Raw genomic sequence first — 26,284 nt, forward strand, 5'->3', positions numbered from 1 at the left:
CGTTCCCACCCTTGGCCGATGCATGGATCAAACAGAACGGGCGACCCTCAGGTCGCCCGTTCTCTACGTTGATGGAGCGGCAGTCGAACCGCTACTCGTCGCCCATCTTGAGCGCAGCGATGAAGGCTTCCTGCGGGATCTCCACCTTGCCGAACTGGCGCATGCGCTTCTTGCCGGCCTTCTGCTTTTCCAAAAGCTTGCGCTTGCGGGTGGCGTCGCCGCCGTAGCACTTGGCCGTCACGTCCTTGCGGAGCGCTGAGATGGTTTCGCGGGCAATGACGTTGCCGCCGATGGCCGCCTGGATCGGGATCTTGAACATGTGCTTCGGGATCAGCTCCTTGAGCTTCTCGCACATTTCACGACCACGCTTTTCAGCTGCCATCCGGTGCACCATCATCGACAGCGCGTCGACCGGCTCGCCGTTGACGAGGATCGACATCTTCACCAGGTTGCCTTCCTTGTGGTCGGTGATCTGGTAGTCGAACGAGGCGTAGCCCTTGGAGATCGACTTCAGCCGGTCGTAGAAGTCGAACACGACTTCGTTGAGCGGCAGGTCGTAGGTCAGCATCGCGCGGGTGCCAACGTAAGTCAGCTCGATCTGGATGCCGCGCCGGTCCTGGCAGAGCTTCAGGATGCCGCCGAGATAGTCGTCGGGCGTCAGGATCGTCGCGCGGATCCACGGCTCGTGGATCTCGGCGATCTTGACGACGTCGGGCATGTCGGCCGGGTTATGCAGCTCGCGCTCGGTGCCGTCGGTCATGAACAGCTTGTAGACGACCGAAGGCGCCGTCGCGATCAGGTCGAGGTCGAACTCGCGCTCCAGGCGTTCCTGGATGATTTCGAGGTGCAGCAGGCCGAGGAAGCCACAGCGGAAGCCGAAGCCGAGAGCGGCGGACGATTCCATTTCGAACGAGAACGACGCGTCGTTGAGGCGCAGCTTGCCCATGGCCGAGCGCAGGTCCTCGAAGTCGGCGGCATCGACCGGGAACAGGCCGCAGAACACCACCGGCTGCGCCGGCTTGAAGCCCGGCAGGGCCTTGGCGGTCGGGCGCTTGTCTTCGGTGATGGTGTCGCCGACGCGGGTGTCGGCCACTTCCTTGATCGAGGCGGTGATGAAGCCGATCTCGCCGGGGCCAAGCGCATCCATCGCCACCATCTTCGGCGTCAGCACGCCGATGCGTTCGACGGAATACTTGGCATCCGTGCCCATCATGCGGATGGTCATGCCCTTCTTCAGCGTGCCGTCGATGATGCGCACGAGAACCATGACGCCGAGATAGGTGTCATACCAGCTGTCGACCAAGAGCGCCTTCAGGGGAGCCGCATCGCCGCCCTCGCTCTTTGGCGCCGGCAGCTTGGTGACGATCGCTTCGAGGACGTCAGGAATGCCGAGGCCGGTCTTTGCCGAGATCAGCACGGCGTCGGACGCGTCGATGCCGATCACTTCCTCGATCTGTTCCTTGATCCGCTCCGGTTCGGCGGCGGGAAGGTCGATCTTGTTGAGCACGGTAACGAGCTCGTGGTTGTTGTCGATCGCCTGGTAGACGTTGGCGAGCGTCTGGGCTTCCACGCCCTGGGACGCGTCGACGACCAGCAGCGAACCTTCGCAGGCCGACAGCGAACGCGAGACTTCATAGGCGAAGTCGACGTGGCCGGGCGTGTCGATCAGGTTTAGCACGTAGGTCTCGCCGTCATTGGCCTTGTAGTGCAGACGCACGGTCTGGGCCTTGATGGTGATGCCGCGCTCGCGCTCGATATCCATGCTGTCGAGCACCTGCTCGGACATTTCCCGCTCGGCAAGGCCGCCCGTCGACTGGATCAGTCGGTCAGCCAGCGTCGATTTGCCGTGGTCGATATGGGCCACGATCGAGAAGTTACGGATATGCGACAGGGGCGTCTTGGAAGATGTTGTGCTCATGGGCCGCATATAGCAGTGCCTTCAAGCCGCGCAAAGCGGGAAATGAAGGCTTCGTTCACTATAAATCGCAGGGCGCGCGCGGTTATTCGGCTCTCGCCTCGGCGTCGATCAGCGCACCGGCATTCGGGATCTGCGCGCTCTTCAGTTCGAAGGTCTCGCGCTCGCCCGCCGGCACCTCGTCGCGTTTCCTCAGGCGGGCAAGCACGAACAGCGCGTAGAGGGCAGCAACGGCCATGGCGGCATAGATGAAGGTACGTGGCCCGAACACCGGCGTCAGCACCGTCACCAGCATTGGCACCAGGGTTGCGGCCACCGACCAGGCGACAAGCATGGTGCTTGCCAGCGGTACGAAATCTGCCGGATCGGTGCGGTCGTTGGCATGGGCGTTGGCGATGGAATAGACGGTCTCGACGGCACCGGCAAAGAGCGCGAAGACCACCATCAGCAAGAGGAGATTGCCGAAGGTTGCGGAAAGCGCGAAGAAGCCGGCGATAACGATGATGAGGCAGGTGGCGATCAGCACCAGCCGGCGGTCGACCCGGTCCGACAGCGTGCCCATCGGATACTGGATGGCGATCAGCCCGAGCTGCATCACGAACATCAGGTTGGCGACGTCGCCCTGGCTCACCTGGTTGGCCGCCGCGTAGATCGGCGTGAAGCCCTGCACCACCATCGAAAGACCACCGGCGGCCAGCACACCGATGAAGGCGACGGGAGAAGCGCGCCAGACCATCGGAATGTCGATGCTGACCTTGGCGGGTGCCGGCGGCGTCGGCAGGCGGGTGAGGCCGATCGGCAAGATGGCAAGAGCGGTGAAGAAGATGGTGATGAGCGGCGGCAGGTTGCCGTCGGCGGGGATCTGCCCGAACAGCCAGGCGCCGGTGCCGAGCCCGATCACATAGGCCATGTAGAACATCGCCATTGCCCTGCCGCGCCAACGATTGTCGCTGGCATGGTTGAGCCAGCTCTGGCTGATGATGAAATTGGTGTTGCCGGCAGCGCCGTAGAGGCCGCGGGCGAGCACCCAGAGGATCGGGTGCATGCCGAGGCTGATGGTCAGCGCTGAAAGGATGACGAGCGCCATCGAGCAGGAGAACGCCCGGGCATGCCCGACGCGGCGGATCATCGGCCCAGCGATGACGCAGCCGACAAGACCACCAAAGGCAATCATGGTGACGGCGGCGCCCGGAACCCATTCCGGCGCATCGGATCGGGTGAGCATGAAAGGCACATAGGCGAGCATCATGCCGTTGCCGATCGCCACGGATGTCATCGACGTCACGATGCTGGCGATCGAGGTCAGCGAGGAGGGTTGCTTGTCCATGTCGTGCCGATCCGTTTCGTAAGGCGCAACGGTTTGTTGCATGAGGGGCGTCTAAATTATTGAGGTGGAACGTCTTTTCGCTTCGGATACTCGTTGCCGACCTTAGCCGAAATCGCCTCGTCGCAATGTCGCCAAAGCGGCATCTGCCGCCTCTATTTTCAGATGGTTATGGTCTTGACTCTAATATATGAGAAATGCAATCTCAAATAATGGAAAACATGAGCGACCCACTCGAACAGGCCATCGGCGACCGCGTCCGTTCGCTGCGCATCGAACAGAACCTGACGCTCGACGATCTGGCGACGCGGTCGGGCGTCAGCCGGGCGATGATCTCGCGCATCGAGCGCGGCGAGGTCAGCCCGACGGCGCAATTGCTGGCTAAGCTCTGCAGCGCACTCTCGACCACGCTCTCGGCGCTCTTCGCCTTTGAGGTCGAGCAGGCTTCGCCGGTTGCGCGGCGCGCCGATCAAAGACTTTGGCGGGATCCGGAATCCGGCTATCTGCGCCGCTCGGTCTCGCCCGAGGGTGTCGGCTCGCCGGTCGATATCGTCGAGGTCGAGTTTCCTCCGGGCGCGCGCGTCGTGTTCGAGCGGCAACCGGCCGACCGCGGCATCACCCAGCATCTCTGGCTTTTCTCCGGCCGGCTCGAACTGACGATGGAATCGGGGCTCTGCGTGCTCGAGGCAGGCGACTGCCTGTTCATGGGGCTCGAACAGGCCCACGTCTTTCACAATCCTCATAATGAGCCGGCTCACTATGCCGTTATCCTCAGCCGAACCAGGACCTGACCATGCCTGACATCAAAATCCGTCTCCTCGAGGAAATCGAGGCCCGTTCCGCCATGCCGGCGCTTGCCGAAGTGCTGTCCGATTGCGTTGAGGGTGGCGCATCCGTCGGCTTCATGCAGCCCTATCCGCCGCAGGCAGCGCTCGCCTACTGGCAGGGCGTTGCCGATGCGGTCGCCGCCGAGGAAACGCTGTTGATGGTCGCCGAAGACGAAGGGCGGATCGTCGGGACCGTCCAGGTCGGTGTCGCGCAGATGCCCAACCAGCCGCATCGCGGCGACCTGAAGAAGCTGCTCGTCCATCGCGCCGCCCGCGGCAAGGGCGTCGCCCGGCTGTTGATGCAGGCCGTCGAGCAGGAAGCAGCTCGGCGCGGCAAGACGCTGCTGGTGCTTGACACGGCAACCGGCAGCGAAGCCGAAGCGATCTATCCGCGACTTGGATGGGAGCGCGTCGGCGTCATCCCCGATTATGCGATGTGGCCGGAAGGCGGCCTTTGCGCCACGACGCTCTTCTACAAGCGCATCGCGGCTTAGGGATTGTTGCTCTTTTTTTGCATGCGCCCCTCATCCCGACCCTCTCCCCGCTTGCGGGGAGAGGGTGAACGGGAGGCTGCCGCATGTCTCCTTCGCCCCGCGTGCGGGGAGAAGGTGGCCGGCAGGCCGGATGAGGGGCGTCCGCGGCGGTAGCCAGCGGCCCGGACCCTGGGCTAGGTTGATGACGCTTCTTTGCTTCGCCAACTCAACCGGGACATTGCCATGCGCGTTTTCTTTTCCGAGAACCATAAGCTCCGTGACGCCAGGACCGAACTGTTCGGCGGAGAGCTCGTGTCGCCGTTCGAAGCGCCGTTTCGGGCCGAATGGATCCTCGCGGCGGTGAAGGAAGCGGGCTTCCGTGACGTTGTCGCGCCGGCTCGCCATGGGTTGGAAACGGCCGGCAAGCTGCACGCGGCCGACTATCTCGAATTCCTCGAAACCGCCTGGTCGCGCTGGGTCGCCGACGGCTATCGCGGCGAGGCGATCCCGACCAGCTTTCCTGCCCGCCGCATGCGCCAGCACCCGCCCAGGGATATCGACGGCGCGCTTGGCTACTACGCCTTTGCCGCGGAAACGTCGATCACCGAAGGCACCTATGCGGCCGCGCGAGCGGCGATGGATTGCGCGCTTTCGGCGGCCGAGCACATCAATGGTGGCGCAAAAGCAGCCTTCGCGCTTTGTCGTCCGCCCGGCCATCACGCGGCGATCGATCTCTACGGTGGCTATTCGTTCATCAACAATGCCGCCTGCGCCGCTGAGCGTCTGCGCGATCTCGGTGCCGCCAGGGTGGGCGTGCTCGATGTCGATTTCCATCACGGAAACGGCACTCAGGACATTTTCTACGAGCGTGGCGACGTCTACTTCGCCTCCCTGCATGGCGATCCCGTCGACGCCTTCCCTTATTTTCTCGGCTTCGCCGACGAGGAGGGGGCAGGCGAAGGGCTCGGCTCCACGAAGAACTACCCGCTGCCGCGCGGCACCGAATTCGCCGCCTGGTCGGCCGCGATGGACGATGCGCTTCACCGCATCGAAGCCTTCGGCGCCGAAGCGCTGGTGGTCTCGCTCGGTGTAGACACCTTCGAGCGCGATCCGATTTCGACATTCAAGCTGAAGTCGGAGGACTATCTTCTCATGGGCGAGCGGTTGAAGAAGGCCGCCCTGCCTGTTGTCGTCTGTATGGAGGGCGGTTATGGCGTGCCGGAAATCGGGCTCAACGTTGCCAATGTGCTCAAGGGCATTGCCTCCTGATCTCCTCCGGCCGTCAGGCGGTAATGAAGATTTTTCCCGGCTCCCTGTTGACCTCAACTTTGCTTGAGGTCGTAGGCATGTTTCTGCCCGCTGCCGAATGGTCGCCGGTGGGCCTTGAAGAGACACGTAAGGGAGAATTTCATGAGCAGCAGCACACAGGCTGACGTCATCGCGCCACTCTATCGCATCAACAAATTCGTCGTCCCTGCGTCGGCGCGAGCCGATTTCGTGGACCTGGTGGAAAAGACGCTTGCGGTCATCCGCAGCCAGGAAGGCTACGTCAAGGATCTGTTCCTTGAGCAGCATGCCGGCCCGGGAAAGTTCAACTTCTGCACCATGATCGAATTTGCAAGCGAAGAGTTTGCGCCGAAGGTCGCGGCAGCGATTGGCGCGTTCGATAGGAGCCTTGGTATCGATCGTGCGGCTCTGATGGAAAAGCTCGGCGTCGAGACCGATTCAGCCAGCTACAAGAGTTTCCAGACGGCATCAGCATGACGTCCTGCTGCGCCGGTCAACTGGTCGGACCGGCAACCGACGCGTCGATGGTGACGCGTCAGGCTCGCGTGCGGATTGGCGGGCCTCAGGAAACGAAGAAGGTGGACAGGCCCTGGCCGGCCGCAAAGGCCATGTAGGCGAGAACGGTGAAGTAGATCGTCGTGGCAATCAGGAACAGATAACCGCCGGCGACCATCAGCCCGTCGCGCTGGATGATGCCGAGCGACAAAAGCAGGATGGCGATGCCCGGCAGCGTGTTCGACAGCGGGATGAGGCCGAGCGGAAACATCAAAAGCACCCCACCGGCCATGATCATCAGGCCGTTGAAGCGGTTCATCAGCGCCCCTTGCGTCAGGAAGCCGAAGCGCGGCCTGACGAAACGGTCGAGCTTGGAGACGAGGGCGGCACCCTTCTGCAAGGTCGGCACCAGCTTTTCCGTCTCGATCTGCCGGTCGAGGATGCGCTGCGGCATCCAGGGCAGGCGGTTGAGGGTGATCGAAATCGAGATCAGGATGATGGCCGCGCCGAAGACGGTGCTGACGCCGGGAATGGAAACCGGCAGCAGGAACGGCAGCGTCAACAGCGCGCACAACAGCAGGAAGCCCTGTTCGCCGATCCCGGTCATCAGGTCGCGAAGCGTGATCGTATTGCCGCGGATCGAGCCGATCATGCCGTTCAGCGTGTCGCTGAGACTGCGTTGCGTGTCGCCAAATTCGATTGCCATCAGATCGTCCGCCTCGATTTTTCCAGAACGCCCTTGCTATCAAGGGCGCGTGAAGGATCGGTTAGTATCGGGCCGCATCGTGACTTGGATTGCGACCGATGGGCCATTTGTCGTCAAACCATGGCATCAGTGGGACGCCTCTTCATCTTCCTGCCGCAATCGCTAGTATGAAGCACTTTAGAGCACGAATAGGGACCATTGATTCTATGATCAAGAAATGCGCCATATTGGCTGTTGCGGCCATCTATCTCTCGGGATGCACGACCACCGATCCCTATACGGGTGAGCAGAAGATGTCGAACACGGCCGGTGGCGCGCTGATCGGCGCGGGCCTCGGTGCGGCGACCGGCCTTCTCGTTGGCGGCAGTGCTGCAGGGCGGCGCGATGCAGCGCTCGTCGGTGCCGGCATCGGCGCGCTCGGCGGCGGCCTCGTCGGCAACTACATGGACAGCCAGGAATCGGAACTGCGCGCCCAGCTGCAGGGTACCGGTGTTTCGGTCACCCGCGCCGGCGACCGCATCATCCTGAACATGCCGTCGAACATCACGTTTGCCACCGACCGCGACCAGGTGATCCCGGCCTTCTACGACACGCTGAACTCCGTGGCGATCGTGCTGCGCAAGTTCAACAGAACCTTGATCGACGTCGACGGCCATACCGATTCCACCGGCAGCGCCTCGCACAACCAGGGCCTCTCCGAGCGCCGCGCCGCGTCCGTTGCCAACTATCTGGCAAGCCAGGGCGTCGACCAGCGCCGCATGGCCACCATGGGCTTCGGCCCGCAACGGCCGGTCGCCTCCAACAGCACTGAAGCCGGCCGGGCGCAGAACCGCCGCGTCGAAATCTCGATCGCGCCGATCAAGCAGGGCTGATAGGATCGCATCGATCGCTGATATCGAAGGGTCGCGCCGCAACCGGTGCGGCCCTTCTTCTTTTCGGGTAACTCAGCGGCAGTGGCTTCAGAAGCGGTAGCGCAAGAGCCGCCCCATCCGGTGCAGGGTAGGAACCATGCTGAAGACGTGGACGGCGATGCGGGCTGCGGCCGACATCCTGTCGATCTGGCCCGGATCGTAGGCCGTGACCTCTTCCAAAAGGCTGAGACCCGGCACCTGGCGCTCCAGCATGCGGGGATCGTCGATACCCCAGGAAAGCGCGGCACCCGTGGCGCGGATGGCCGGATTGAAGCGCAGCAAATGCAGGCCGAGATGGCTGTATCCGTCGAAGACGATCTCGCCAGCGGGCAAATGATCGACAAGACGCCGGAGCAGGCCGTAGACGTCGTCTGCCGCCAGATAGGGCAGGAGGCCTTCGGCGACGACGATTGTTGGCCTGTCATCCGGTATGGTCGCAAGCCATCCCGCCTCCGTCACCGATGATCCGATCAATGTGGTGTTGGCCCGATCCCGATAGAGCCGGCGGCGCAAGGCAATCACATCAGGGAAATCGATGTCGAACCACCGCACCTCGGGCGCCGGGTCGATGCGGAAAACTCGGCTGTCGAGGCCGCAGCCGAGATGGAGGACGGTGGCATCCGGGTGCCGGGTGATGAAGGATTGCGTCCATTGGTCGACCAGATAGGCGCGCATGGCGATGCCGATCGTCATGTCGTGGCCGACGTCGAGATGTGGTGCCGTCTGCCCGAGCCGCCGCATGGCATCGGCGGCGAACCGGTCGCCGAGCAACGAATCGGGCAGCGCGCTTTCGGCGGCCTTTGCCTGCAGAGTGATCAGCAGCGTTTCCCGAGCACCGCTCAGGCCGATCCCGTCGGCATCCATCGTTTCCTCCATTAGAGCATTTCCAGGAAAAGTGCGAAGCGGTTCTCCGTCAGAAAATGCGTAGAAACAAAGCGATAGGGCGTTACTATGAATCCGTTTACACCGGAAATGCCCTAAAGTGCCGCGTGTCCGATAGGACCCGTAGAGGACGTCGCAGCGCTTCAAGCCTGCCGCATATTTTATCCCCGAATCCGATTCAATTTAAGGGTTTATGCAGGGCAGGCGGCCGAGGAGGCGATGGCGCAGATCTGCGTCTTACGCGTCAGCGGCTCTTGCCGCTCGCGCCCGGCGGACGCGCCTCGCCGTCAGCATCGCCAGCGCCGGCGCCAGTGCAAACAGCCAGAAGAGCCACTGCGTCGCGCGCGCGATGCCTTCGGCGCTGCTTGCCTCGATACCCGCCAGGTTGGCGGTCAGGCCGGCAAGCGCGGCACCGAGGGCAGCGGCGAAAAGCTGCACGGTGGTGATCGAGCTCGATGCCTTCTCCTCTTCGCCCTTGGGCGCCAGCTCGTAGACGGCCGTGACGATATGCGGCCAGGCGAAGCCCATGCCGAAGCCGACCGCCATGATGCCGATGGACAGCGGTATTGCGATGGTGGCGAAGCCGAAACCGGTCATCGGCATGAACACGGCGATCAGCGCCAGGCCGGCAAAGCCGAAGCCTGGTCCGGCGAAAATCGTGCGCTGCGCCCTGTCGCCATGCCAGTGCGCGCTCGTCATCGATCCGGCGGTCCAGCCGATCGACATCAGCGCGGCGATGTAGCCGGCTACAAGTGGCGACAGCCCATGCAGTTCCTGCAGCAGATAAGGCACGTAGATCTCCGGCTGCATGCCGATCATCAGAAGCGTGATCGTCGCATAAAGGGCTGCCAGTGGGGCGGTTATGGTGAAGCTGCCGGTCGGCAGGAGCTTGCCGACGGCCCGGCGTTCGGCGAAGAGAAGCACGGCGAACATCACGACGGCCGCGCCGACGGAAGCAAGCTGTTCGGCCGATGTCGACAGTGTGCTGGCGATCGACAGCGCAAGGACAATGCCGATGAGAAGCAGGAGCTGCAGCACCGGCAGCGGGCTGCGGCTGCCTTCGGACGAGGCGTTGCGCGGCAATGTCCAGAAGGCCAGCGCCGCCAGAAGTGCGGTCAGCGGCAGCAGCGACCAGAAGGCCGCGCGCCAGGTGGCAAACTCCGCAAACATGCCGCCGACGGCCGGGCCAATCAGCGTTGCCGTGCCCCAGGTCGCCGAGATCAGGCCGATGGCGCGGGTCCAGAGAACAGGAGCAAACACCAGGCGGATAACGCCATAGGCAAGCGCGTAGAGCAGGCCGCCGCCAAAGCCCTGGATTGCCCGGCCGCCGAGCAGCAACAGCATATCGGGGGCGGAGGCACAGAGCAGCGTGCCGAGCCCGAAGACAAGCGCGCCGATCGCATAGGCCGATCCGGCGCCGACGGCGGCAAGCAGCCGGGCCGAGAGCGCCGCGCCAAGGATGGAGGCAGCGACGAAGACTGTGGTGCTCCAGGCATAATATTCGAGCCCGCCGATCTCGCGCACGATCGACGGCATGATGGTGGTGACGACATAGATGTTGAGGGCATGCAGCGCTACGCCGCCACTCAAAACGATGGAATGGATGGCGTTTTCGCCAGACAGCAGCGCGAGCCAGCCGCTCTCGGCCTTCTCGGTGGTTTCAGGTGTCTTGTCGAGCATATGTCTGCGCCTTTCCTGTGCGTCACGACGGTGCATGTCGACTGCGGCGCATCTGTCCGCGCCCGTCGACATGACCCTTCGGTCGCAAGAGAACGCTCCCGCCTTGAACAGGGCCGGGGAGCCGCTCGTTTGTTGCCACGCATGTCCCGGCGGAAGACCGCCTCGCGCTTTTCCCTGGAAATGTTCTAAGTCAATGGACCGCAGCGTCACCGAGATGGGTGAGCTTGTCCGGATTGCGAACGATGAAGATATCGTTGACGTTTCCATCGCCGTCATAGCCGAAGGAAACGCTGGCGGCGATATCATTTTCGGTCTCGCCCCGGAGCACTATGCCGCGGCCGCCGTTGATCTCAGCGATTTCCCAGACGTAGTGCGCCCAGTATTCGGTGAGCCGGTCAGCGATGAAGGCAACCACGGTCTCCTTGCCAGCGAGCACGCCGAGCACGGTCGCCACCTTGCCGCCGCCGTCGGCCGTCAGGCGCACGTCGGCGGAGAGCAGGCTCGAAAGGCCGGCAATGTTGCCGCCGTGGATCGCCGCGTGAAAAGCTGACAGCAATTCGTCCTGGCGTTCGCGCGGCGTCTGGTGACGGCTCTTTTCCACCCCGATATTGCTCTTGGCGCGCGACACCAGCTTGCGCGCTGCTGCCTCCTGCATGTCAAGCGTTTCGGCAACCTCCTCATAGGGTTGCCCGAAGATCTCGTGCAGCAGATAGGCAGCCCGCTCCTTCGGCGTCAGCCGCTCCAGCATCAGGAGGAAAGCGGTGGTGAGCGACGAGGTGAGCGCCAGCTTTTCCTCGGCATTGTCTTCGCTTGCCGTGTGGATCGGCTCCGGCAACCAGGCCCCGACATAATCGACGCGCTTGCGGTGCGCCGCCTTCAAAAGGTCGAGGCAGCGGCGGGTGCAGGCCGTCGTCAGCCAGGCGCCCGGCGTTTCGATCGCCTTTTGATCGGCTTCCTGCCACTTGACGAACGTGTCCTGCACCGCGTCTTCCGCGTCCGCGCGTGACCCGAGGATGCGGTAGGCAAGTCCGAGAAGGCGCGGACGCGCCGCTTCAAAGATATCGATACTGTTCATGCCACCCATCTCAGCGCCTTGGTTACGGTTCAAACGGCCGATGGCCGCGATCGTTGCTCATGACCGTCTGACGATTGGCATCGCGCAGCTGTGACGTCGGCTTGAAAATTTTCTCAGATCTTTGGCGGGTAGGTGTGCTCGTTGCCGCGGAAGTCGGTAACGGTGTAGCAGCCGCCGCCGTCCGCCGCGATCGACGCGGCACTGATCACTGCCTTGCCGTGACCGCCGGGAATGTCGAGGATATAGGCCGGCTGGCAAAGGCCGGAGACCCGGCCGCGCAGCGACGCGACAAGGGCCTGGCCTTCCTCGATCGACAGCCGGAAGTGGCTGGTGCCGGGCGCAAGGTCCGGGTGATGCAGATAATAGGGCTTGATCCGGGTTTCGACGAAGGCGCGCATCAGGCTGGCCAGCACGTCCGCATCGTCGTTGACGCCTTTCAGAAGCACCGACTGGCTGACCATGACGATGCCGGCATCGATCAGCCGGGCCGAGGCGTCGCGCGCTTCCGGCGTCAGTTCACGCGGATGGTTGGCGTGCAGCGCCACATAGGTCGCCTTGCCACACGCCTTCAGCGCCGCGACAAGATCGGCATTGATGCGCTCGGGCTCGACCACTGGCACGCGCGTATGAAAGCGGACGATCTTGACATGATCGATCGGCTTCAGCCGTTCCATGATTTCGGCAAGACGGCGCGGCGACAGCACCAGCGGATCGCCGCCGGTGAGGATGACCTCCCAGATCTCCTCATGCTCAGTGATATAGGCGATCGCCGCGTCGAGTTCGGCCGGCGACAGCGTGCCCAGTCCCTGCGGGCCGACCATTTCGCGGCGGAAGCAGAAGCGGCAATAGACCGGGCAGACATGCACCGCCTTCAAGAGCACGCGATCGGGATAGCGGTGGACGATGCCGGCAACGGGGCTATGCGGTTTGTCGCCGATCGGATCCTCGCGCTCCTCGGGCAACAGCGTCAGCTCGGCGGCATCCGGCACGAACTGGCGGGCGATCGGGTCGTTCGGGTCGTTGCGGTCGATGAGTTTTGCGATCGCCGGGCTGATGGCCACGGCATAGCGCTCGGCCACACGCGAAACGGCGCCGTGCTGCGACGGTTCGACAAGGCCGGCGTCGACGAGTTCTCCGGCCGTCTTGATCGGGCGGTGGACGTTCATGATGCCGTCTCCGCCACCGGCGCCCAGAGCACCTGGTCGATGCGCGTCGCACCGGTCGCCAGCATGACCAGGCGGTCGAAGCCGAGCGCGATGCCGCTGGCTTCGGGCATAATGGCGAGCGCTGCCAGAAAGTCCTCGTCGAGCGGGTAGGTTTCGCCATAAACGCGGGACTTTTCCGCCATTTCCATCTCGAAACGGCGGCGCTGCTCGGAAGCATCGGTCAGTTCACCGAAGGCATTGGCGAGTTCGACACCGCAGGCATAGAGCTCGAAGCGTTCGGCGACACGGCGGTCGCGCGCGGTCGGCCGGGCAAGGGCTGCTTCTGCAACGGGGTATTCATCGAGGATCGTGGCGCGGCCGAAGCCGAGATGCGGTTCGACCTTTTCGACAAGCACGCGGCTGAAGAGATCCGCCCAGGTGTCGTCGGCGGCAACCCGCAGGCCCGCCGATCTCATGGCGGCGGCGAGCATCTCGCGGTCGGTTCCGCCATCGGGCGCGATCGAGGCGAGCAGGTCGATGCCAGCAAAACGCGCGAAGGCTTCAGCCACCGCCAGCCGTTCCGGCGCGGCGAAGGGGTCTGAGGTGCGGCCCTGGAAGGTGAACTGGTGCGTGCCCGTCGTCTCCGCCGCGAGCGCCAGGATCTCGGCACAGTCACGCATCAGCGTCTCGTAGGTCTCGCCGGCCCGATACCATTCGAGCATGGTGAACTCAGGATGGTGCAACGGACCGCGTTCGCGGTTGCGGTAGACATGGGCAAAGCAGGCGATGCGTTTCTCGCCGGCGGCGACCAGCTTCTTGCAGGCAAACTCGGGCGACGTGTGCAGATAGAGCGGATGGGCCGAGTCGTCATGGTTGAGCGCCTCGGTGGCAAAGGCGTGCAGGTGAGCCTCGTTGCCGGGTGAAATCTGCAGCGTCGCGGTGTCGACTTCGATGAAGTCGCGCGCGTCGAAGAACCGGCGCAAAGCCGACTGGATCCGGTTGCGCCCGAGAAGAAACGGACGCCGGTCGGCATGGACATCAGGCGTCCACCAGGGTGAGGCATGCGACATGGTCGTTCGGTCCAGGCTTTCTTCGCGCCCCAGGGCTTTCTTCGCGCCAATGCCGGCGCAGGCTGGCTATTTGCACGAAATTAGGGTAGTGGCGGCGCGATATCATATTTTCGCGTCTTTCGGGGCCGGCTTTCCCGGCGCGCCGTGTCGCGCATACCTCTGTTACAAGGAAGACTAATGGTCAAGGTCATCGCTTCATCTGTCCGCAAGGGCAACGTTCTCGACGTTGACGGCAAGCTCTATGTCGTTCTTACCGCGCAGAACTTCCATCCGGGCAAGGGCACGCCGGTCACCCAGGTCGACATGCGCCGCATTTCCGACGGCGTGAAGGTCTCCGAGCGCTACCGCACGACCGAGCAGGTCGAGCGCGCCTTCGTCGAAGACCGCGAGCACACCTTCCTTTATGAAGATGGCGAAGGCTTCCACTTCATGAACCCGGAAAGCTACGACCAGCTGGTCATGACCACCGACGACATCGGCGACCTCAAGGCCTACCTGCAGGAAGGCATGGCCTGCATTCTTTCGATCCACGAAGGCCTGGCGATCGCCATCGACCTGCCGCGTCACGTGACGCTCGAAATCACCGAGACCGAGCCGGTCGTCAAGGGCCAGACGGCATCGTCGTCCTACAAGCCGGCGGTTCTTTCGAACGGCGTTCGCACGCTCGTGCCGCCGCATATCCAGGCCGGCACCCGCGTCGTCATCGCGACCGAAGACGGCTCCTATGTCGAGCGCGCCAAGGACTGACACGGTCTGAAGACCGGCACGATCGAACGATCGCATGAAACGGGGACGGCAGGTAGAACCTGCCGTCCCCGTCGTCGTTTCTTCGACAGACCTTTTCCTTGGTCGTTGACATCCCAGGGGGCAGAACCCTTTGCGCGGCCACGGCGTTCCGTGCGCGTCGGCGCGCGCCGTGACCTGCAGGCCGTGCCAAAGGCTCGATAAGCAACCACAAATTTAGGGGGAGCATTTCGAAAAACGGGTGCTAGGATGCCGGCGCACCGACGTTTCTGTCACGAGAGGGTCCGCATGTTTCCATTGTCGCACATGATGAAGTCGTTCATTCGCAAGGGTCGCCTGACGGTGATCGACGCCGATGGCAAGAGGCACATTTTCTCCGGCGAGCCCGGACCCCACGTAACGATGCGGCTCACCGACAAGAAGCTCTATCGTAGCCTCGTCTTCAATGCCGAGCTTGCGGCCGGCGAGGCCTACATGGACGGCACCATGCGCTTCGAGGAAGGCTCGACGCTCAAGGATTTCCTGACGCTGTTTTCGATCAACCGGCTGTCGCTCGGCTCCTACCCGATCCAGAAGGTTCTGCGCGCGGTGAAGATGCGCTTCCGCAAGCGCCAGCAGGCCAATCCGAAGGGCAAGGCGCAGCAGAATGTCGCGCATCACTACGATCTGGGCAACGACTTCTACAAGTTGTTCCTCGACGAGAACATGCTCTATTCCTGCGCCTATTTTCGCGAGCCCGATGAAAGCCTGGAGAAAGCCCAGCGCAACAAGCTCAGGCTGCTCGCCTCCAAGCTTTGCCTGGAGCCGGGCATGAAGGTGCTCGACATCGGTTGTGGTTGGGGCGATCTGGCGATGTATCTGGCGAAACTCGAAAACGTCGAGGTGCTGGGTGTGACCCTTTCTAAGGAGCAACAGGCGCTGGCGACTGAGAGGGCCAAGGCCGCAGGGCTTGCCGACCGGGTTCGCTTCGAACTCAAGGACTACAGGGATGTCGTGGGACCGTTCGACCGTATCGTTTCGGTCGGCATGTTCGAGCACGTCGGCGTGCATCACTACGATGAGTTCTTCAAGAAGCTCAATGCGCTGATGCGGGATGACGGCGTGGCGGTGCTGCATTCGATCGGCCACATGAGCCCGCCGGGCATGGCAAGCGCCTGGTTGCGCAAGTACATTTTCCCAGGGGCCTATTCGCCCGCACTTTCCGAGGTCTTCGACGTCGTCGAGCGCAACAGCCTCTGGGTCAGCGATCTCGAATTCCTGCGTGTGCATTATGCAACGACGCTGGCGCATTGGGGCGCACGCTTCGATGCCAACCGCGACAAGGTGATCGCGATGTATGACGAGCGCTTTGCCCGCATGTGGGAGTTCTATCTGATCAGCGCCGAGATGATGTTTCGCACCGGAAGCCAACTCGTCTTCCACATGCAGCTGTCGCGGTCGCGCGACGCGGCGCCGATCGTGCGCGATTACATCACCGACCGCCAGCGCGACTTCATAGAACGCGAGCAGGCGCTCGACCTCAACATCTGACCGGCTTTTCTGCCGGTCAGTCTCCGTTCCAGCGCAGTCGCTTGTAGTCGAAGCCGAATTCGAGGGTCGGCTTGACGATCGAGAAGAACGGCGAGAGGTCGAAGTCGCGCGGCGTGTAGAGCGAGTAATGGCGGATATGCAGGATTTCTTCGCGTGAATAGGTGGAGGTTGCCGATGCCCGCCCTGGTGCGCGCGTAACCTCCGGCAAGATCGGGTATCGTATCTGCTCGAAGGCTTCGGCAATCAGCGTCGAGCAGATCGCCCGCGTCGGATCGCCGGAGCCGAGCGCCAGCAGGCGTCGTCGCCAGCGCACCGGCACCGGCGGTGCCGGCATGAAATAGCGCAGCATGTCGAGAATGTTCTTCAGGTCGTACTTCATGCCGAGCCGGGAGATCATGAAGCCGACCAGCGCCGACCGGTCGTCGGGCGTCAGCGCCACCGGTCGGCAGATGCGGGTGTTGAACGACGCATATTTCTTCAAAGGCACGGCGACACAGCCTTCGCCGATGTTCACTTCGATCAGCTGTGGCCTTTCGATGATCGGCAGGGTTGCCTGGTCCAGCGTCAACGGCATCTGGTCGCCGGCAAAAAACGCCGCGTGCGACCAGGTCGACTGGGTCAGATACTTGATCGCAGCGGAAACCTTCTGGTTGCCCTCGATCAACAGGACGTCGCCCGGGCGCAGCGTGCGTGCCAGCGTTTCCTGGTCGGATGGCGTGTAGGGTTCATAGCCAAGCGTCTGCGTCTGCAGCCTGGCGGCCATGCGGGCGCCAAGCCGGTCCAGAAACGTATCCTTGCTTTCGGAAAGCGGGTAGATGGTCTTCATGGAGGCGATTGCTCCAGCGACGGGAGAGGGATTCGCATGCACGTATATGGTGGCCGAGCCGCGACACTCTGTCGAGTGATTGTCGCGTGATTGCATGGCTTTGGCCTTGACGCACATTCTCGGGGTTTCTATTTTAGAATAATTCTAAAGAGGGTTTTTCGTCGATGTTCTCCCGTCTCTTCTCCCGCTCCAAACGTCCGTTTCTCTCCCTCAACGAACAGGAAATCCTGGCGCTGGCGATTTCCTCCGAGGAGGATGATGGCCGCATCTATCTCGCCTACGCCGATGCGCTCAGAGAAAAATATCCGCACTCGGCAAAAGTGTTCGAGGAGATGGCCGAGGAAGAGAGCCATCATCGGCAATGGCTGATCGACATGCATGTGCAGCGTTTCGGCAACCGCATACCGCTTATCCGCCGCGAGCATGTTCGCGACTTTCCCGATCGCAAGCCCGACTGGCTGATCGGAGAAATGCCGATCGAAAAGGCGCGCGCGGAAGCCGAGGCGATGGAGGAGACGGCGCACCGTTTCTATGTCGAAGCGGCAGCGCGCACCCAGGATGCGGCGACACGCAAGCTGCTGGGCGATCTCGCCATCGCGGAAAAATCGCATGAATCGCTTGCCCGAAGGCTGGGCGAAAAGCACACGCCGAACGATGTGCGCGAGGAGGAGGATCAGACCGCCCGCCGGCAGTTCATCCTGACTTACGTTCAGCCGGGGCTGGCGGGGCTGATGGACGGCTCGGTATCGACGCTGGCGCCGATCTTCGCGGCGGCTTTTGCCACTCAGGATACCTGGCAGACCTTTCTCGTCGGCCTGTCCGCCTCCGTCGGTGCGGGGATTTCCATGGGCTTCACTGAAGCGGCCCATGACGATGGCAAGCTCTCCGGACGCGGTTCGCCGATCAAGCGCGGCCTTGCTTCGGGCATCATGACGGCGCTCGGTGGTCTCGGGCACGCGCTGCCCTACCTCATTCCGCATTTCTGGACGGCGACCATCACGGCGGCAGTCGTTGTCTTCTTCGAGCTTTGGGCGATCGCGTTCATTCAGAACCGCTATATGGAAACGCCGTTTCTGCGCGCCGCATTCCAGGTTGTGCTGGGCGGCGGGCTGGTGCTGGCCGCGGGCATCCTGATCGGCAATGCCTGATCAGGCGTACGTTTGAAACGAAGAAGGGCCGGTTCGACCGGCCCTTTCATGAAACTCTATTGCTGCGCTATCAGTTGCCGACCGAGCCGACGACCAGTTCCGCGCCGTTGTCGATGGTCACCCAGCGACCGCTGTTGAACGAAGCCTGGCGCTTGAGATAGCGGTAGGGCGTCTGGGTCCAGAGCTTCACGCCGTTTTCGAGATTGTCGAGCACGAAGTCGCCCTGGGCAGTGCGCACCGTCAGAACCGCGTGGCCTTCGCCGTCGGGTTTGCGAACGACGGTAATCAGCAGCTCGCCTGCGGAAAAGCCCTTGCGCATCAGGCGCTTGCGCTTTTCGAGGACAAAGTCCTCGCAATCGCCGGCGTCCTGCGGGTAAGCCCAGACTTCATCCCTGCCGAAGAGCTCCTGATCGGTGACCGGTGTGATCTCCCGGTTCACCTGGGCGTTGACCTGACGGATCGTCGCCCAGCCGCGTTCGGTGACGCGCGGTGCCACGGTCGCCTTCGACTTGACGTTGCATTCGCCCTTGTGCTTCTGGCAGAACTCGTAATGTCCGATCGGCTGCGACGTAACCGAGCCAGTCTGCATCCAAGGAGTGGATCCCGCCTGTGCGGGAATTGCCGTGTTCGCTGAAATGAAAAGTGCGCAAAACGCCGCGATACTTCCCTTAACTCCAGTCCAAGACGCCATTCATGTCCCCTGCGTAACGCGGTATGCCGAACTCTCATGTTCGGACGTATTCGCGCAATCCTGAGTTGCGGGCAGCTTGTTTAGGTCTTCCGCCTCACGCTGCTCTAATCGTTAATAAAGAGTTAATAGCGTTGGGGTCGGAGAGTCAATCTACTGATTCGGGCATTGGACTTTATGGTTAAAGTCGTTGCCGGAAAGCAGCGCAAAGCCCTGCACCGCAAGGGATCTGCAGCGCATGGAGCCGAAAATCGGGGGTAGAAGGGGTGTCGCGCGCCGTCCTTGCGGCTTAAACCGAAGGCAGCATGTTGCCGATTGCCTGCTTCATTTTAGCAATGTCTTCCTCGCGCGAAAGACGATGGTCGCCGTCGCGGATCAGCGTCATGACGACGTCGTCTGCGGGCAGATGCTCCATCAGTTTCAGCGCGTGCGTGTGGGGGACGTCGGGGTCGCGCATGCCCTGGAGGATGTGAACCGGGCAGCCGGTGGTGATCGTGCCGACGAGCACGCGGTTGTCGCGGCCATCCTCGATCAGGGCGCGCGTATAGATGTTGGGCTCGGGGCTGTATTCGGACCGTTCCTCGAAATAGCCGCGCTCTTCAAGCGAGCGCTGCTCTGTCTCGGTCAGGTTCGGTTCGATGAGGTCGGCGGTAAAGTCGGGGGCGGGGGCGATCAGCACCAGCCCGGCGACACGCTCGCCCATTCCGCGCAGGCGCAGTTCCTGGATCAGCCTGAGGGCGATCCAGCCGCCCATCGACGAGCCGATCAGGATCAGGCGTTGCTTGGGCGCCGCGTGTTCGACCACGGCAAGGCTCTCTTCCAGCCAACGCGAGATCGTTCCGTCCTTAAAGGCGCCGCCGGAGGCGCCATGGCCGGAATAGTCGAAGCGGATGCAGTCGGTTGCGCGGTCTCTCGCCAGGTGTTCCACCGCGACGGCCTTCGTGCCCGTCATGTCGGAGCGGTAACCGCCGAGCCACACGAGAGCCGGCCTTTCGGAAGGCTTTTGCGCACGCAGAATCCGCATGGCGATGCGGCGACGGGCGGCATCCTTGCCAACCTCGATGAAGGTCGTTTCGGTTTCGGCTGTCGTCGTTTGCATCGCAATTCTCTCCAAATGCCCGGATTGGCGGCGAATTTCTTTCTAAAACAGATTCGTCTTGGCTTCGACAGGTGGTGATTTTCCCTGCAAGCCATGCTATTGACTCTCGCGTCGCAATTCACACATTGCCGTCGGCGGCAGATTGAAGCATTTCGGCCAAGGCCGCGCCGACTATTAATTGAACCGCATTTCGGAAACAGCTCGAGGAGAGTACGACCATTCGCAGACCGTTCAAAACGGACGCCCCCGTCAAGGAGGGACCGCGCTCAAACAAGGAAATCCGGGTACCCCGGGTTCAGCTTATCGATGCCGAAGGCCAGAATATCGGTGCCGTCCCGATCGACCAGGCGCTCCGCATGGCGGAAGAGGCCGGTCTTGATCTGGTTGAGATCGCACCGAACTCCGAACCGCCGGTGTGCAAGATCCTCGATCTCGGCAAGCTGAAATACGCCAACCAGAAGAAGGCGGCCGAAGCGCGCAAGAAGCAGAAGATCGTCGAGATCAAAGAGATCAAGATGCGTCCCAACATCGACACGCATGACTATGAAGTGAAGATGCGGGCGATGAATCGTTTCTTCGAAGAAGGCGACAAGGTCAAGGTGACCCTGAAGTTCCGCGGTCGCGAAATGGCGCACCAGGAACTCGGCATGAAGCTCCTGCTTCAGGTCAAGGACGACACCCAGACGATCGCCAAGGTCGAAGCCGAGCCGAAGCTCGAAGGCCGCCAGATGATGATGGTCCTCGCTCCGCGTTGACCGCCGCTGTCGGACGCATCGTCCGAGCACCGTATCAGGTAGGAAGCCGCCCTTGGGGCGGCTTTTTGCGTTTGAGCGCATCCCGATGTCCCAAACGATCTCCAGTGGCGTCATTCTCTGCGCCTCGCTGACAGAATGCTGACAACCGGCCTCAGCGAGCTGTCAGCGGCGGCATGGCAATCTGGCGTCATCGAATTCAGGAGAAGGACGAAAATCATGTACGTCACGCTTCGAAAAGCTTTGCTTGTGTCCACCATGGGCGTTTGCGGCCTCGTCTCGGCGCCTGTCGGGTTCTCGCTGGTGGCCACCGGTCCGGCGCATCCATTTGCCATGTCCGCACTTGCCAGCGGCGACGACGACAACAGCGGTCGTGGCGGCAGTGATGATCGTGGCGGCGATGACCGCAGCAGCGAAGATCGCAGCCACGACGATCGGGACGATCACGGCGGCAACAGCGGCCGCGGCAGCGATCATGATGACAACGACAACGACAACGATGATGACAACGATCATCGCGGTCGCCACGGCCATGACAATGCCAATGACGATGATGCGGACGATGATCGCGACAATGACCGCAATGACCGTGACGAAGTCACACTCAGCGTTTCCGAGGACAGCCTGCGCGGACTGCGCGACGGCTCATTGGTTGCAGTCGACAATCTCGGCCGTGCGCTTGAGGTGGAAGTCGAGTTCGAACACGGTCAGCGCGTGGTGACGGTCAAGCCGCATGGTGGCGATGCCCGCCGCAATCCGGGTCCCATTACCAGCGTTTCGATCGTGCCGGCTTCGGCTCGCTGATCTGAACAACGAATGTCCGGTGCATCCGCCCCCGTAGTGCACCGGAATGATGGGCTCCTTCCGCTTAACGCCCGCCCAGCGGATTGGCCCAAGGAACGCATGACCCCCTGCGCCGGAACCGACGCAGGGGGTCATGCGCTTTTCCATGTCTTGCCCACGCATCTGGCCTCTTGCGCTCGGCAGCGCAGGGGATCAGTCTGAGGCCAGACGAGCGAGGGGATTTTACAAGCGCATTGGGGGAATGCGCCTTCGGAATGCGGGCCGCCGGACGATGTCGCGAAGGACGCGGCGTTTTTCGCAAAGGTTTGAAAATGTGGAACTGGACGAAACCATGCCGATGACGCGACGAAATCTGATTGCGATGGCCTGCTGCTCGTTGCTGCTGTCGCTTGCGCCGCAGGTGGCAGGCATTTCCGCCTTTGCCAAGGACGGTCGCGATGATGACGACAGCAGCGGCAGCGGCAGCGGCAGCAGTGGCAGCAGCGGCGGTAGCGGGTCGAGCGGGTCCAGCGGCCACGGCGGCGATGATTCCGACGACGACCGCAGCGGTCGCGGCGGCGGCGATGACGACGACAACAGCGGGCCTGGCGGCGGTCACGATGACGATGACGATGACGACAACTCCGGCCGCGGCCGGCGCAGCGATCAGGAACGGGCTCGCGACGGCGTCGAGAAGGGGCGCATCCTGGCGTTGAAAGATGTGCTGCGGCTCGTCGACGAGGACAAATACGGCGCAGTCATCGCTGTGGATCTGAGAAACAATGGCGAAGTCTACCGGCTGCGCACGCGCGACCGGCAGGGCACCATCCGAAATCTGCGTATCAATGCGCGCACGGGAAAATTCATGAACATATTCGGATTCTGAGGACAGAATGCGCATTCTTCTGGCGGAGGACGATCGCAACATCGCCACCCATGTGGTGACGAAGCTGGAGGCCGAAGGTTACGGCGTCGATACGCTGGCCAACGGTCCCGACGTGTGGGAGCAGGGTGAAAACGGCACCTATGCCGCGATCATTCTCGATCTGGGCCTGCCGGGCATGGACGGCCTGTCGATCCTCAAGCGCTGGCGCAAGGCAGGGCTGGAAACGCCGGTGCTGGTGCTGACGGCGCGCGGCTCCTGGATGGAGCGGGTCGACGGTTTCGACGCCGGGGCCGACGACTACCTGCCGAAGCCGTTTCGGGCCGAAGAACTGGTTGCGAGGTTGCGCGCGCTGCTCAGACGCGCCGGTCCGCGACTGCAATCCGTGCGCTCCGCCGGACGCTTCACCCTTGATGAAACGACGCGCCGGGTCACGTTCGACGGTCAGGTTCTGGAGTTGAGCCCGCTCGAGTACCGCATGATCGCGCTGTTCATGGAGCGCAAGGGCCAGGTTTTGACGCAGCTCGAACTGGCAAGTCACGTGCAGGGTCGAGAGGACGACGCGGCCAAGAATGCTGTCGAGGCGATGATTGCGCGGCTGCGCAAGAAGACCGAGAGTTCGGCGATCGAGACCCGGCGCGGCTTCGGTTACCTGCTGCCGGACGACGGCAGATGATCCGTTCGCTTCGGCTGCGACTGGCGATCGGCGCGCTGATTGCCGTCGGCGTGGTGCTGCTGGTGGTCTGGTTCTCGCTTTCTCGCCTTTTTACCGATTATGTCGTCGGCCGCTATCGCGCGGAAATGATCACAACCGTCGATACGATTGCCGCCCAGGTGGTCGTCAGGGACGGCGAACTCGCTCTGCCGCGCGAGCCGGCGGATCCACGCTTTTCGCTGCCGGCCGGCGGTCGTTACTGGCAGCTCACGCCGAAAGCGGGCACGCCGATCCGATCTCGTTCCCTTTGGGATACCGTCATCGATACCAAGACCCCCTCCGCCGGTCATTACAAAGACTTTGTGGAACTCGAAGGTCCTGACGGCGCGCCGATGCTTGTTCATACCCAGACGCTGGCTCTCGGCGATGGCCCCGACGCCGAACGCTTTTCCGTTCAGGCCGGATTTGGTCGCCAGGAGCTCGACGATGCGCTCGAGTCATTTCACGGGCGGATGCGGCTGATGCTGCTTGCGACCGCCGCCGTGCTTGCCGGCGCAGCCTTCCTGCAGGGCGCACTCGGTCTGGCGCCGCTGCGAAAACTGCGTGAGCGGGCAGCGCTCGTGCGTGCCGGCGGTGAAAAGGACTTCGGTTCGGCCGGCCCCAGCGAGGTCGGACCCGTTGTCAACGAGATCAACCTGCTGCTGGCCGAGCGCGAGCAGGCCGTCGAGCGCGCCCGCGCTCGCGCCAGCGATCTCGCCCATGGCCTGAAGACGCCGTTGACCGTGCTTGCCCAGCTTGCCGAAAGCCTGCCCGACAACGAACGCCGGCTGGCCTTGCAGCAGGTCGATCTGGTGCGCCAACGTGCCGACCGGCAACTGCAGGCCGCCCGCATGGGCGTCGAGCGTATGGCGACCACATCGGTCGCCAGCATGGCGGGCAAGCTCGTCAGCGTGTTGCGGCCGGTCACCGCCGAGCGTGGCATAGCCTGGGACGTGACGATCGATCCTGGCCTGTCTCTCGATATGGATCCGGCCGATCTGGCGGAATGCCTTGGCAACCTGCTCGACAATGCCGCCAAATGGGCGCGCTCGCGCATCCGCGTTTCTGCCGCGCGCAACGACGATCGATTGCACATCGTCGTCGGCGACGACGGACCCGGCATCGCCGACGGCGATCGCGAGAGGGTGATGCAGCGGGGCGGCCGCGTCTTGGATGGCGAGGCTGGCCAGGTGCCCGGCACCGGGCTCGGCCTTGCCATCAGCGCGGATATCGCCGATGCCTATGGCGCGACGCTGACGCTCGGGCAGTCGCCGCTCGGCGGGCTGGAGGCGGTCCTGACCTTTGAAACGGTGGGCCGGCGCAAGCGTCCGCGCGATCCGGTTTGATGCGGCCTGTCGCTTCTGCAGCGCTTCTTCGATTCCGCAGTTGCGCTTTTGGGGATGTCCGGGTATAAGCCCCCGTCCGAACGGTCCGGCAGGGCATGCCGTGGCCGTTCTTAACGCTGGAAATGGACCTCGTCTGTCCGTTTCGAATTCTTAAGAAAATGGAGTAGCAAAATGCCCAAGATGAAGACGAAATCGTCTGCCAAGAAGCGGTTCAAGATCACCGCTACCGGCAAGGTTCGTGCAGCTGCTGCTGGCAAGCGCCACGGCATGATCAAGCGTTCCAACAAGTTCATCCGCGACGCACGTGGAACCATGGTTCTCGCGGAGCCCGATGGCAAGAAGGTCATCAAGAACTACCTGCCCAACGGTCTCTAAGACTTTCAGGCATTTTGGACACGTTAAGGAGATCATGACATGGCACGTGTAAAACGCGGCGTAACCGCTCACGCCAAGCACAAGAAGACACTCAAGGCAGCCAAGGGCTTCTACGGCCGCCGCAAGAACACCATCCGCGCTGCAAAGGCTGCGGTTGATCGTTCCAAGCAGTTCGCTTACCGCGACCGCAAGGTCAACAAGCGCAACTTCCGCGCTCTCTGGATCCAGCGCATCAACGCTGCCGTCCGCGAATTCGGCCTGACCTACGGCCGCTTCATCGACGGCCTGAACAAGGCTGGCATCGAAGTCGACCGCAAGGTTCTGTCCGACATGGCTATCCATGAGCCGGCAGCATTCGGCGCCCTCGTCGAAGCTTCCAAGAAGGCGCTTGCCTACCTCAAGGAAGCCGGTACGACCAACGAGTTTGAAAGCGCTGTTCGTTAAGCCAGCGTTTTCCCAAAACCGTTCTTGAATTTTGTTGGGAAACCCGCGCTGGCAGGGCTAGCGCGGGTTTTTCTTATTTTGCGAGACGAAAGTGCACGACGATCGAAGAGGGCCGCTTGCGGTTCCGCAGCTTGACGACGACGACATGGCGGCTCTGCTGGCAGCACTTGCCGGCGGATCGTCCCGTGTCGAGCACTGCCAGCTCAAGAAACGTGCGGTCTGGATCAAGCGTTACCAGCGCCTCGGTGCCCGTATCGGCCAACGCCTGCAGTGGCTTGCCTCGCGTCTGACCGGCGTTACCATTCTTCGCCCGGCGCCCATTCTCGATCCGCAGGGCATGCTCGACCGCGAGGTCCGGCAGATCAACGCTTTCTCCGCCGCCGGCTTCAAGACGCCGCAAATCCTCTATCGCGGCACGACGGCGCTGGTGCTTTCTCATCTGGGCCTTCCAGTCAGCAAACAAATGGGCGCATTGCGCGACACGGATGCCGACGGGCACGACGCGCTCCTGGTGCGCTGCGCCGCCGAGCTCGGCCGTCTGCATGCTGCAGGGCTTTGCCATGGCCGCCCGCATCCCCGCGATTTCATCATCGACGACGGCGAGTTCTGCTTCCTCGATTTCGAGGAGGAGCCAGCGGCGGTCATGCCGCTTGCCACCGCTCAGGCGCGCGACGTCTGGCTGTTGTTCCTGCAGATCGCAAGCCGCGCGCTGAAGGCCGAAACGCCGGATCGGGCCTTTGCCGCCTGGAAACTTGCCGCTCCGGCCGAGACAGCCGTCGCTCTCTCGCAGATCATGCCATTTTTCACGCGACTGCTTCCGCTGGCGCGCTTCCTCCTGCGTATCCAGAACGGCCAGGATCTCGTGCGCTTTGTGGCGGCCACGGACTACCTGGCAGGCGCGACGCAATCACAATCCTGAAGACAACAACCGATTGATACCAAGTCTCGATGATAGGAACCTATAGGATGGACCATGGCTGACCTCTGGCTAGGCGCGGTGCGCAGCGCGATGCTGACGCATCGGGCAAGCACCGCAACGACGCCGGAGGTCAACCATGGACCACCTTCGGCAGGCTTCTCGGGCTTTCTGGCGGCGTCAAGGTCCTTGACCGATGCATCAGCATCGCTCCGCGTACCTCTCCTGGCCAGAAAACCCGATCGAGCCTGTCCTATAGGTTTCTA

At 62.7% G+C, this 26,284-nt stretch carries 27 protein-coding genes; 16 read left to right on the forward strand and 11 right to left on the reverse strand.

Going from position 1 to position 26,284, the window contains the following annotated elements; translation table 11 throughout:
• Positions 1 to 91: 91 nt before the first annotated feature.
• Complete coding sequence (lepA, locus tag AC1Q80_RS00910) at positions 92 to 1,918, reverse strand: translation elongation factor 4 (protein ID WP_427857525.1); 1,827 nt, start codon at positions 1,916 to 1,918, stop codon at positions 92 to 94.
• An 82-nt stretch (positions 1,919 to 2,000) separates the two neighbouring features.
• A complete protein-coding gene (locus tag AC1Q80_RS00915) occupies positions 2,001 to 3,242 on the reverse strand; it encodes an MFS transporter (protein WP_173418669.1) in 1,242 nt (413 codons plus the stop codon).
• A 209-nt stretch (positions 3,243 to 3,451) separates the two neighbouring features.
• On the opposite strand from AC1Q80_RS00915, the gene AC1Q80_RS00920 reads away from it, so the two are divergent.
• The 4 genes from AC1Q80_RS00920 (at position 3,452) to AC1Q80_RS00935 (ending at position 6,303) form a co-directional block, all read left to right on the forward strand.
• Positions 3,452 to 4,030: a helix-turn-helix domain-containing protein gene (locus tag AC1Q80_RS00920; protein ID WP_492359840.1), complete on the forward strand. Its 579-nt coding sequence runs from the start codon at positions 3,452 to 3,454 to the stop codon at positions 4,028 to 4,030.
• 2 nt (positions 4,031 to 4,032) lie between these two features.
• Positions 4,033 to 4,560, forward strand: coding sequence for a GNAT family N-acetyltransferase (locus tag AC1Q80_RS00925; RefSeq protein WP_173418671.1), 528 nt, complete (start codon positions 4,033 to 4,035; stop codon positions 4,558 to 4,560).
• 222 nt (positions 4,561 to 4,782) lie between these two features.
• Entirely contained in the window at positions 4,783 to 5,808 is a 1,026-nt protein-coding gene (locus AC1Q80_RS00930; protein ID WP_492359391.1) for a histone deacetylase family protein, read from the forward strand.
• Between the two features lie 141 nt (positions 5,809 to 5,949).
• Positions 5,950 to 6,303 (forward strand): antibiotic biosynthesis monooxygenase, encoded by a 354-nt coding sequence (locus AC1Q80_RS00935; RefSeq protein WP_492359392.1) that lies wholly within the window; start codon positions 5,950 to 5,952, stop codon positions 6,301 to 6,303.
• Positions 6,304 to 6,388: 85 nt separating this feature from the next.
• On the opposite strand, the gene AC1Q80_RS00940 is transcribed toward AC1Q80_RS00935, so the two are convergent.
• On the reverse strand, positions 6,389 to 7,027 hold the full coding sequence (locus AC1Q80_RS00940; RefSeq protein WP_176351205.1) for an exopolysaccharide biosynthesis protein: 639 nt from the start codon (positions 7,025 to 7,027) through the stop codon (positions 6,389 to 6,391).
• A gap of 206 nt (positions 7,028 to 7,233) precedes the next feature.
• On the opposite strand from AC1Q80_RS00940, the gene AC1Q80_RS00945 reads away from it, so the two are divergent.
• Positions 7,234 to 7,899: a YiaD family glycine zipper/OmpA-like lipoprotein gene (locus AC1Q80_RS00945; protein WP_209788135.1), complete on the forward strand. Its 666-nt coding sequence runs from the start codon at positions 7,234 to 7,236 to the stop codon at positions 7,897 to 7,899.
• Positions 7,900 to 7,986: 87 nt separating this feature from the next.
• Here AC1Q80_RS00945 and AC1Q80_RS00950 read toward each other — a convergent pair whose 3' ends face one another.
• From AC1Q80_RS00950 to epmA, 5 genes are all read right to left on the reverse strand, one after another.
• Positions 7,987 to 8,802, reverse strand: coding sequence for a class I SAM-dependent methyltransferase (locus tag AC1Q80_RS00950; protein WP_492359841.1), 816 nt, complete (start codon positions 8,800 to 8,802; stop codon positions 7,987 to 7,989).
• Between the two features lie 255 nt (positions 8,803 to 9,057).
• On the reverse strand, positions 9,058 to 10,500 hold the full coding sequence (locus AC1Q80_RS00955; RefSeq protein WP_492359393.1) for an MFS transporter: 1,443 nt from the start codon (positions 10,498 to 10,500) through the stop codon (positions 9,058 to 9,060).
• A gap of 190 nt (positions 10,501 to 10,690) precedes the next feature.
• Positions 10,691 to 11,575 (reverse strand): RNA polymerase sigma factor SigJ, encoded by an 885-nt coding sequence (gene sigJ / locus AC1Q80_RS00960; RefSeq protein WP_492359394.1) that lies wholly within the window; start codon positions 11,573 to 11,575, stop codon positions 10,691 to 10,693.
• A 113-nt stretch (positions 11,576 to 11,688) separates the two neighbouring features.
• Positions 11,689 to 12,741: a lysine-2,3-aminomutase-like protein gene (locus tag AC1Q80_RS00965; protein ID WP_492359395.1), complete on the reverse strand. Its 1,053-nt coding sequence runs from the start codon at positions 12,739 to 12,741 to the stop codon at positions 11,689 to 11,691.
• Entirely contained in the window at positions 12,738 to 13,790 is a 1,053-nt protein-coding gene (gene epmA, locus AC1Q80_RS00970; protein ID WP_209788123.1) for an EF-P lysine aminoacylase EpmA, read from the reverse strand. The genes AC1Q80_RS00965 and epmA overlap by 4 nt, the downstream gene beginning before the upstream one ends.
• A gap of 177 nt (positions 13,791 to 13,967) precedes the next feature.
• Here epmA and efp point away from each other — a divergent pair, with 177 nt between their 5' ends.
• Both efp and AC1Q80_RS00980 read left to right on the forward strand, forming a co-directional pair.
• Complete coding sequence (gene efp / locus AC1Q80_RS00975) at positions 13,968 to 14,537, forward strand: elongation factor P (RefSeq protein WP_065773805.1); 570 nt, start codon at positions 13,968 to 13,970, stop codon at positions 14,535 to 14,537.
• Positions 14,538 to 14,822: 285 nt separating this feature from the next.
• The gene (locus tag AC1Q80_RS00980) at positions 14,823 to 16,064 is read left to right on the forward strand and encodes a class I SAM-dependent methyltransferase (protein WP_492359396.1); all 1,242 of its coding nucleotides are present in this window, start codon (positions 14,823 to 14,825) and stop codon (positions 16,062 to 16,064) included.
• A gap of 16 nt (positions 16,065 to 16,080) precedes the next feature.
• Here the strand turns inward: AC1Q80_RS00980 and AC1Q80_RS00985 are convergent, their stop codons facing one another.
• The gene (locus tag AC1Q80_RS00985; protein ID WP_209788121.1) at positions 16,081 to 16,890 is read right to left on the reverse strand and encodes a C40 family peptidase; all 810 of its coding nucleotides are present in this window, start codon (positions 16,888 to 16,890) and stop codon (positions 16,081 to 16,083) included.
• A 164-nt stretch (positions 16,891 to 17,054) separates the two neighbouring features.
• Between AC1Q80_RS00985 and mbfA the strand changes: the two genes are divergently transcribed.
• A complete protein-coding gene (gene mbfA, locus AC1Q80_RS00990) occupies positions 17,055 to 18,038 on the forward strand; it encodes an iron exporter MbfA (protein ID WP_173418682.1) in 984 nt (327 codons plus the stop codon).
• A 70-nt stretch (positions 18,039 to 18,108) separates the two neighbouring features.
• Here mbfA and AC1Q80_RS00995 read toward each other — a convergent pair whose 3' ends face one another.
• Both AC1Q80_RS00995 and AC1Q80_RS01000 read right to left on the reverse strand, forming a co-directional pair.
• Positions 18,109 to 18,729 carry a transglutaminase-like cysteine peptidase gene (locus tag AC1Q80_RS00995; RefSeq protein ID WP_173418683.1) on the reverse strand — a complete coding sequence of 207 codons (621 nt, stop codon included), beginning with the start codon at positions 18,727 to 18,729 and terminating at the stop codon, positions 18,109 to 18,111.
• A gap of 286 nt (positions 18,730 to 19,015) precedes the next feature.
• Positions 19,016 to 19,825, reverse strand: a complete 810-nt coding sequence (locus tag AC1Q80_RS01000; RefSeq protein WP_173418684.1) for an alpha/beta hydrolase — start codon at positions 19,823 to 19,825, stop codon at positions 19,016 to 19,018.
• 218 nt (positions 19,826 to 20,043) lie between these two features.
• On the opposite strand from AC1Q80_RS01000, the gene infC reads away from it, so the two are divergent.
• From infC to AC1Q80_RS01040, 8 genes are all read left to right on the forward strand, one after another.
• Entirely contained in the window at positions 20,044 to 20,580 is a 537-nt protein-coding gene (gene infC, locus AC1Q80_RS01005; RefSeq protein WP_077503129.1) for a translation initiation factor IF-3, read from the forward strand.
• A gap of 216 nt (positions 20,581 to 20,796) precedes the next feature.
• Positions 20,797 to 21,381, forward strand: coding sequence for a hypothetical protein (locus tag AC1Q80_RS01010; RefSeq protein ID WP_173418685.1), 585 nt, complete (start codon positions 20,797 to 20,799; stop codon positions 21,379 to 21,381).
• A gap of 133 nt (positions 21,382 to 21,514) precedes the next feature.
• Positions 21,515 to 22,246 (forward strand): PepSY domain-containing protein, encoded by a 732-nt coding sequence (locus tag AC1Q80_RS01015; RefSeq protein ID WP_492359397.1) that lies wholly within the window; start codon positions 21,515 to 21,517, stop codon positions 22,244 to 22,246.
• Between the two features lie 7 nt (positions 22,247 to 22,253).
• Entirely contained in the window at positions 22,254 to 22,919 is a 666-nt protein-coding gene (locus AC1Q80_RS01020) for a response regulator transcription factor (RefSeq protein WP_173418686.1), read from the forward strand.
• The gene (locus AC1Q80_RS01025; protein WP_492359398.1) at positions 22,916 to 24,283 is read left to right on the forward strand and encodes a sensor histidine kinase; all 1,368 of its coding nucleotides are present in this window, start codon (positions 22,916 to 22,918) and stop codon (positions 24,281 to 24,283) included. The genes AC1Q80_RS01020 and AC1Q80_RS01025 overlap by 4 nt, the downstream gene beginning before the upstream one ends.
• 171 nt (positions 24,284 to 24,454) lie before the next feature.
• Positions 24,455 to 24,658, forward strand: a complete 204-nt coding sequence (gene rpmI, locus AC1Q80_RS01030) for a 50S ribosomal protein L35 (RefSeq protein ID WP_025425550.1) — start codon at positions 24,455 to 24,457, stop codon at positions 24,656 to 24,658.
• 39 nt (positions 24,659 to 24,697) lie between these two features.
• Positions 24,698 to 25,102, forward strand: a complete 405-nt coding sequence (rplT, locus tag AC1Q80_RS01035; protein ID WP_025425551.1) for a 50S ribosomal protein L20 — start codon at positions 24,698 to 24,700, stop codon at positions 25,100 to 25,102.
• A 91-nt stretch (positions 25,103 to 25,193) separates the two neighbouring features.
• Positions 25,194 to 26,021, forward strand: coding sequence for a BUD32 family EKC/KEOPS complex subunit (locus tag AC1Q80_RS01040; protein ID WP_173418688.1), 828 nt, complete (start codon positions 25,194 to 25,196; stop codon positions 26,019 to 26,021).
• Positions 26,022 to 26,284 lie beyond the last annotated feature (263 nt).

The sequence above is a fragment of the Ensifer sp. GW823-FHT05D09 genome (genome assembly GCF_058795755.1).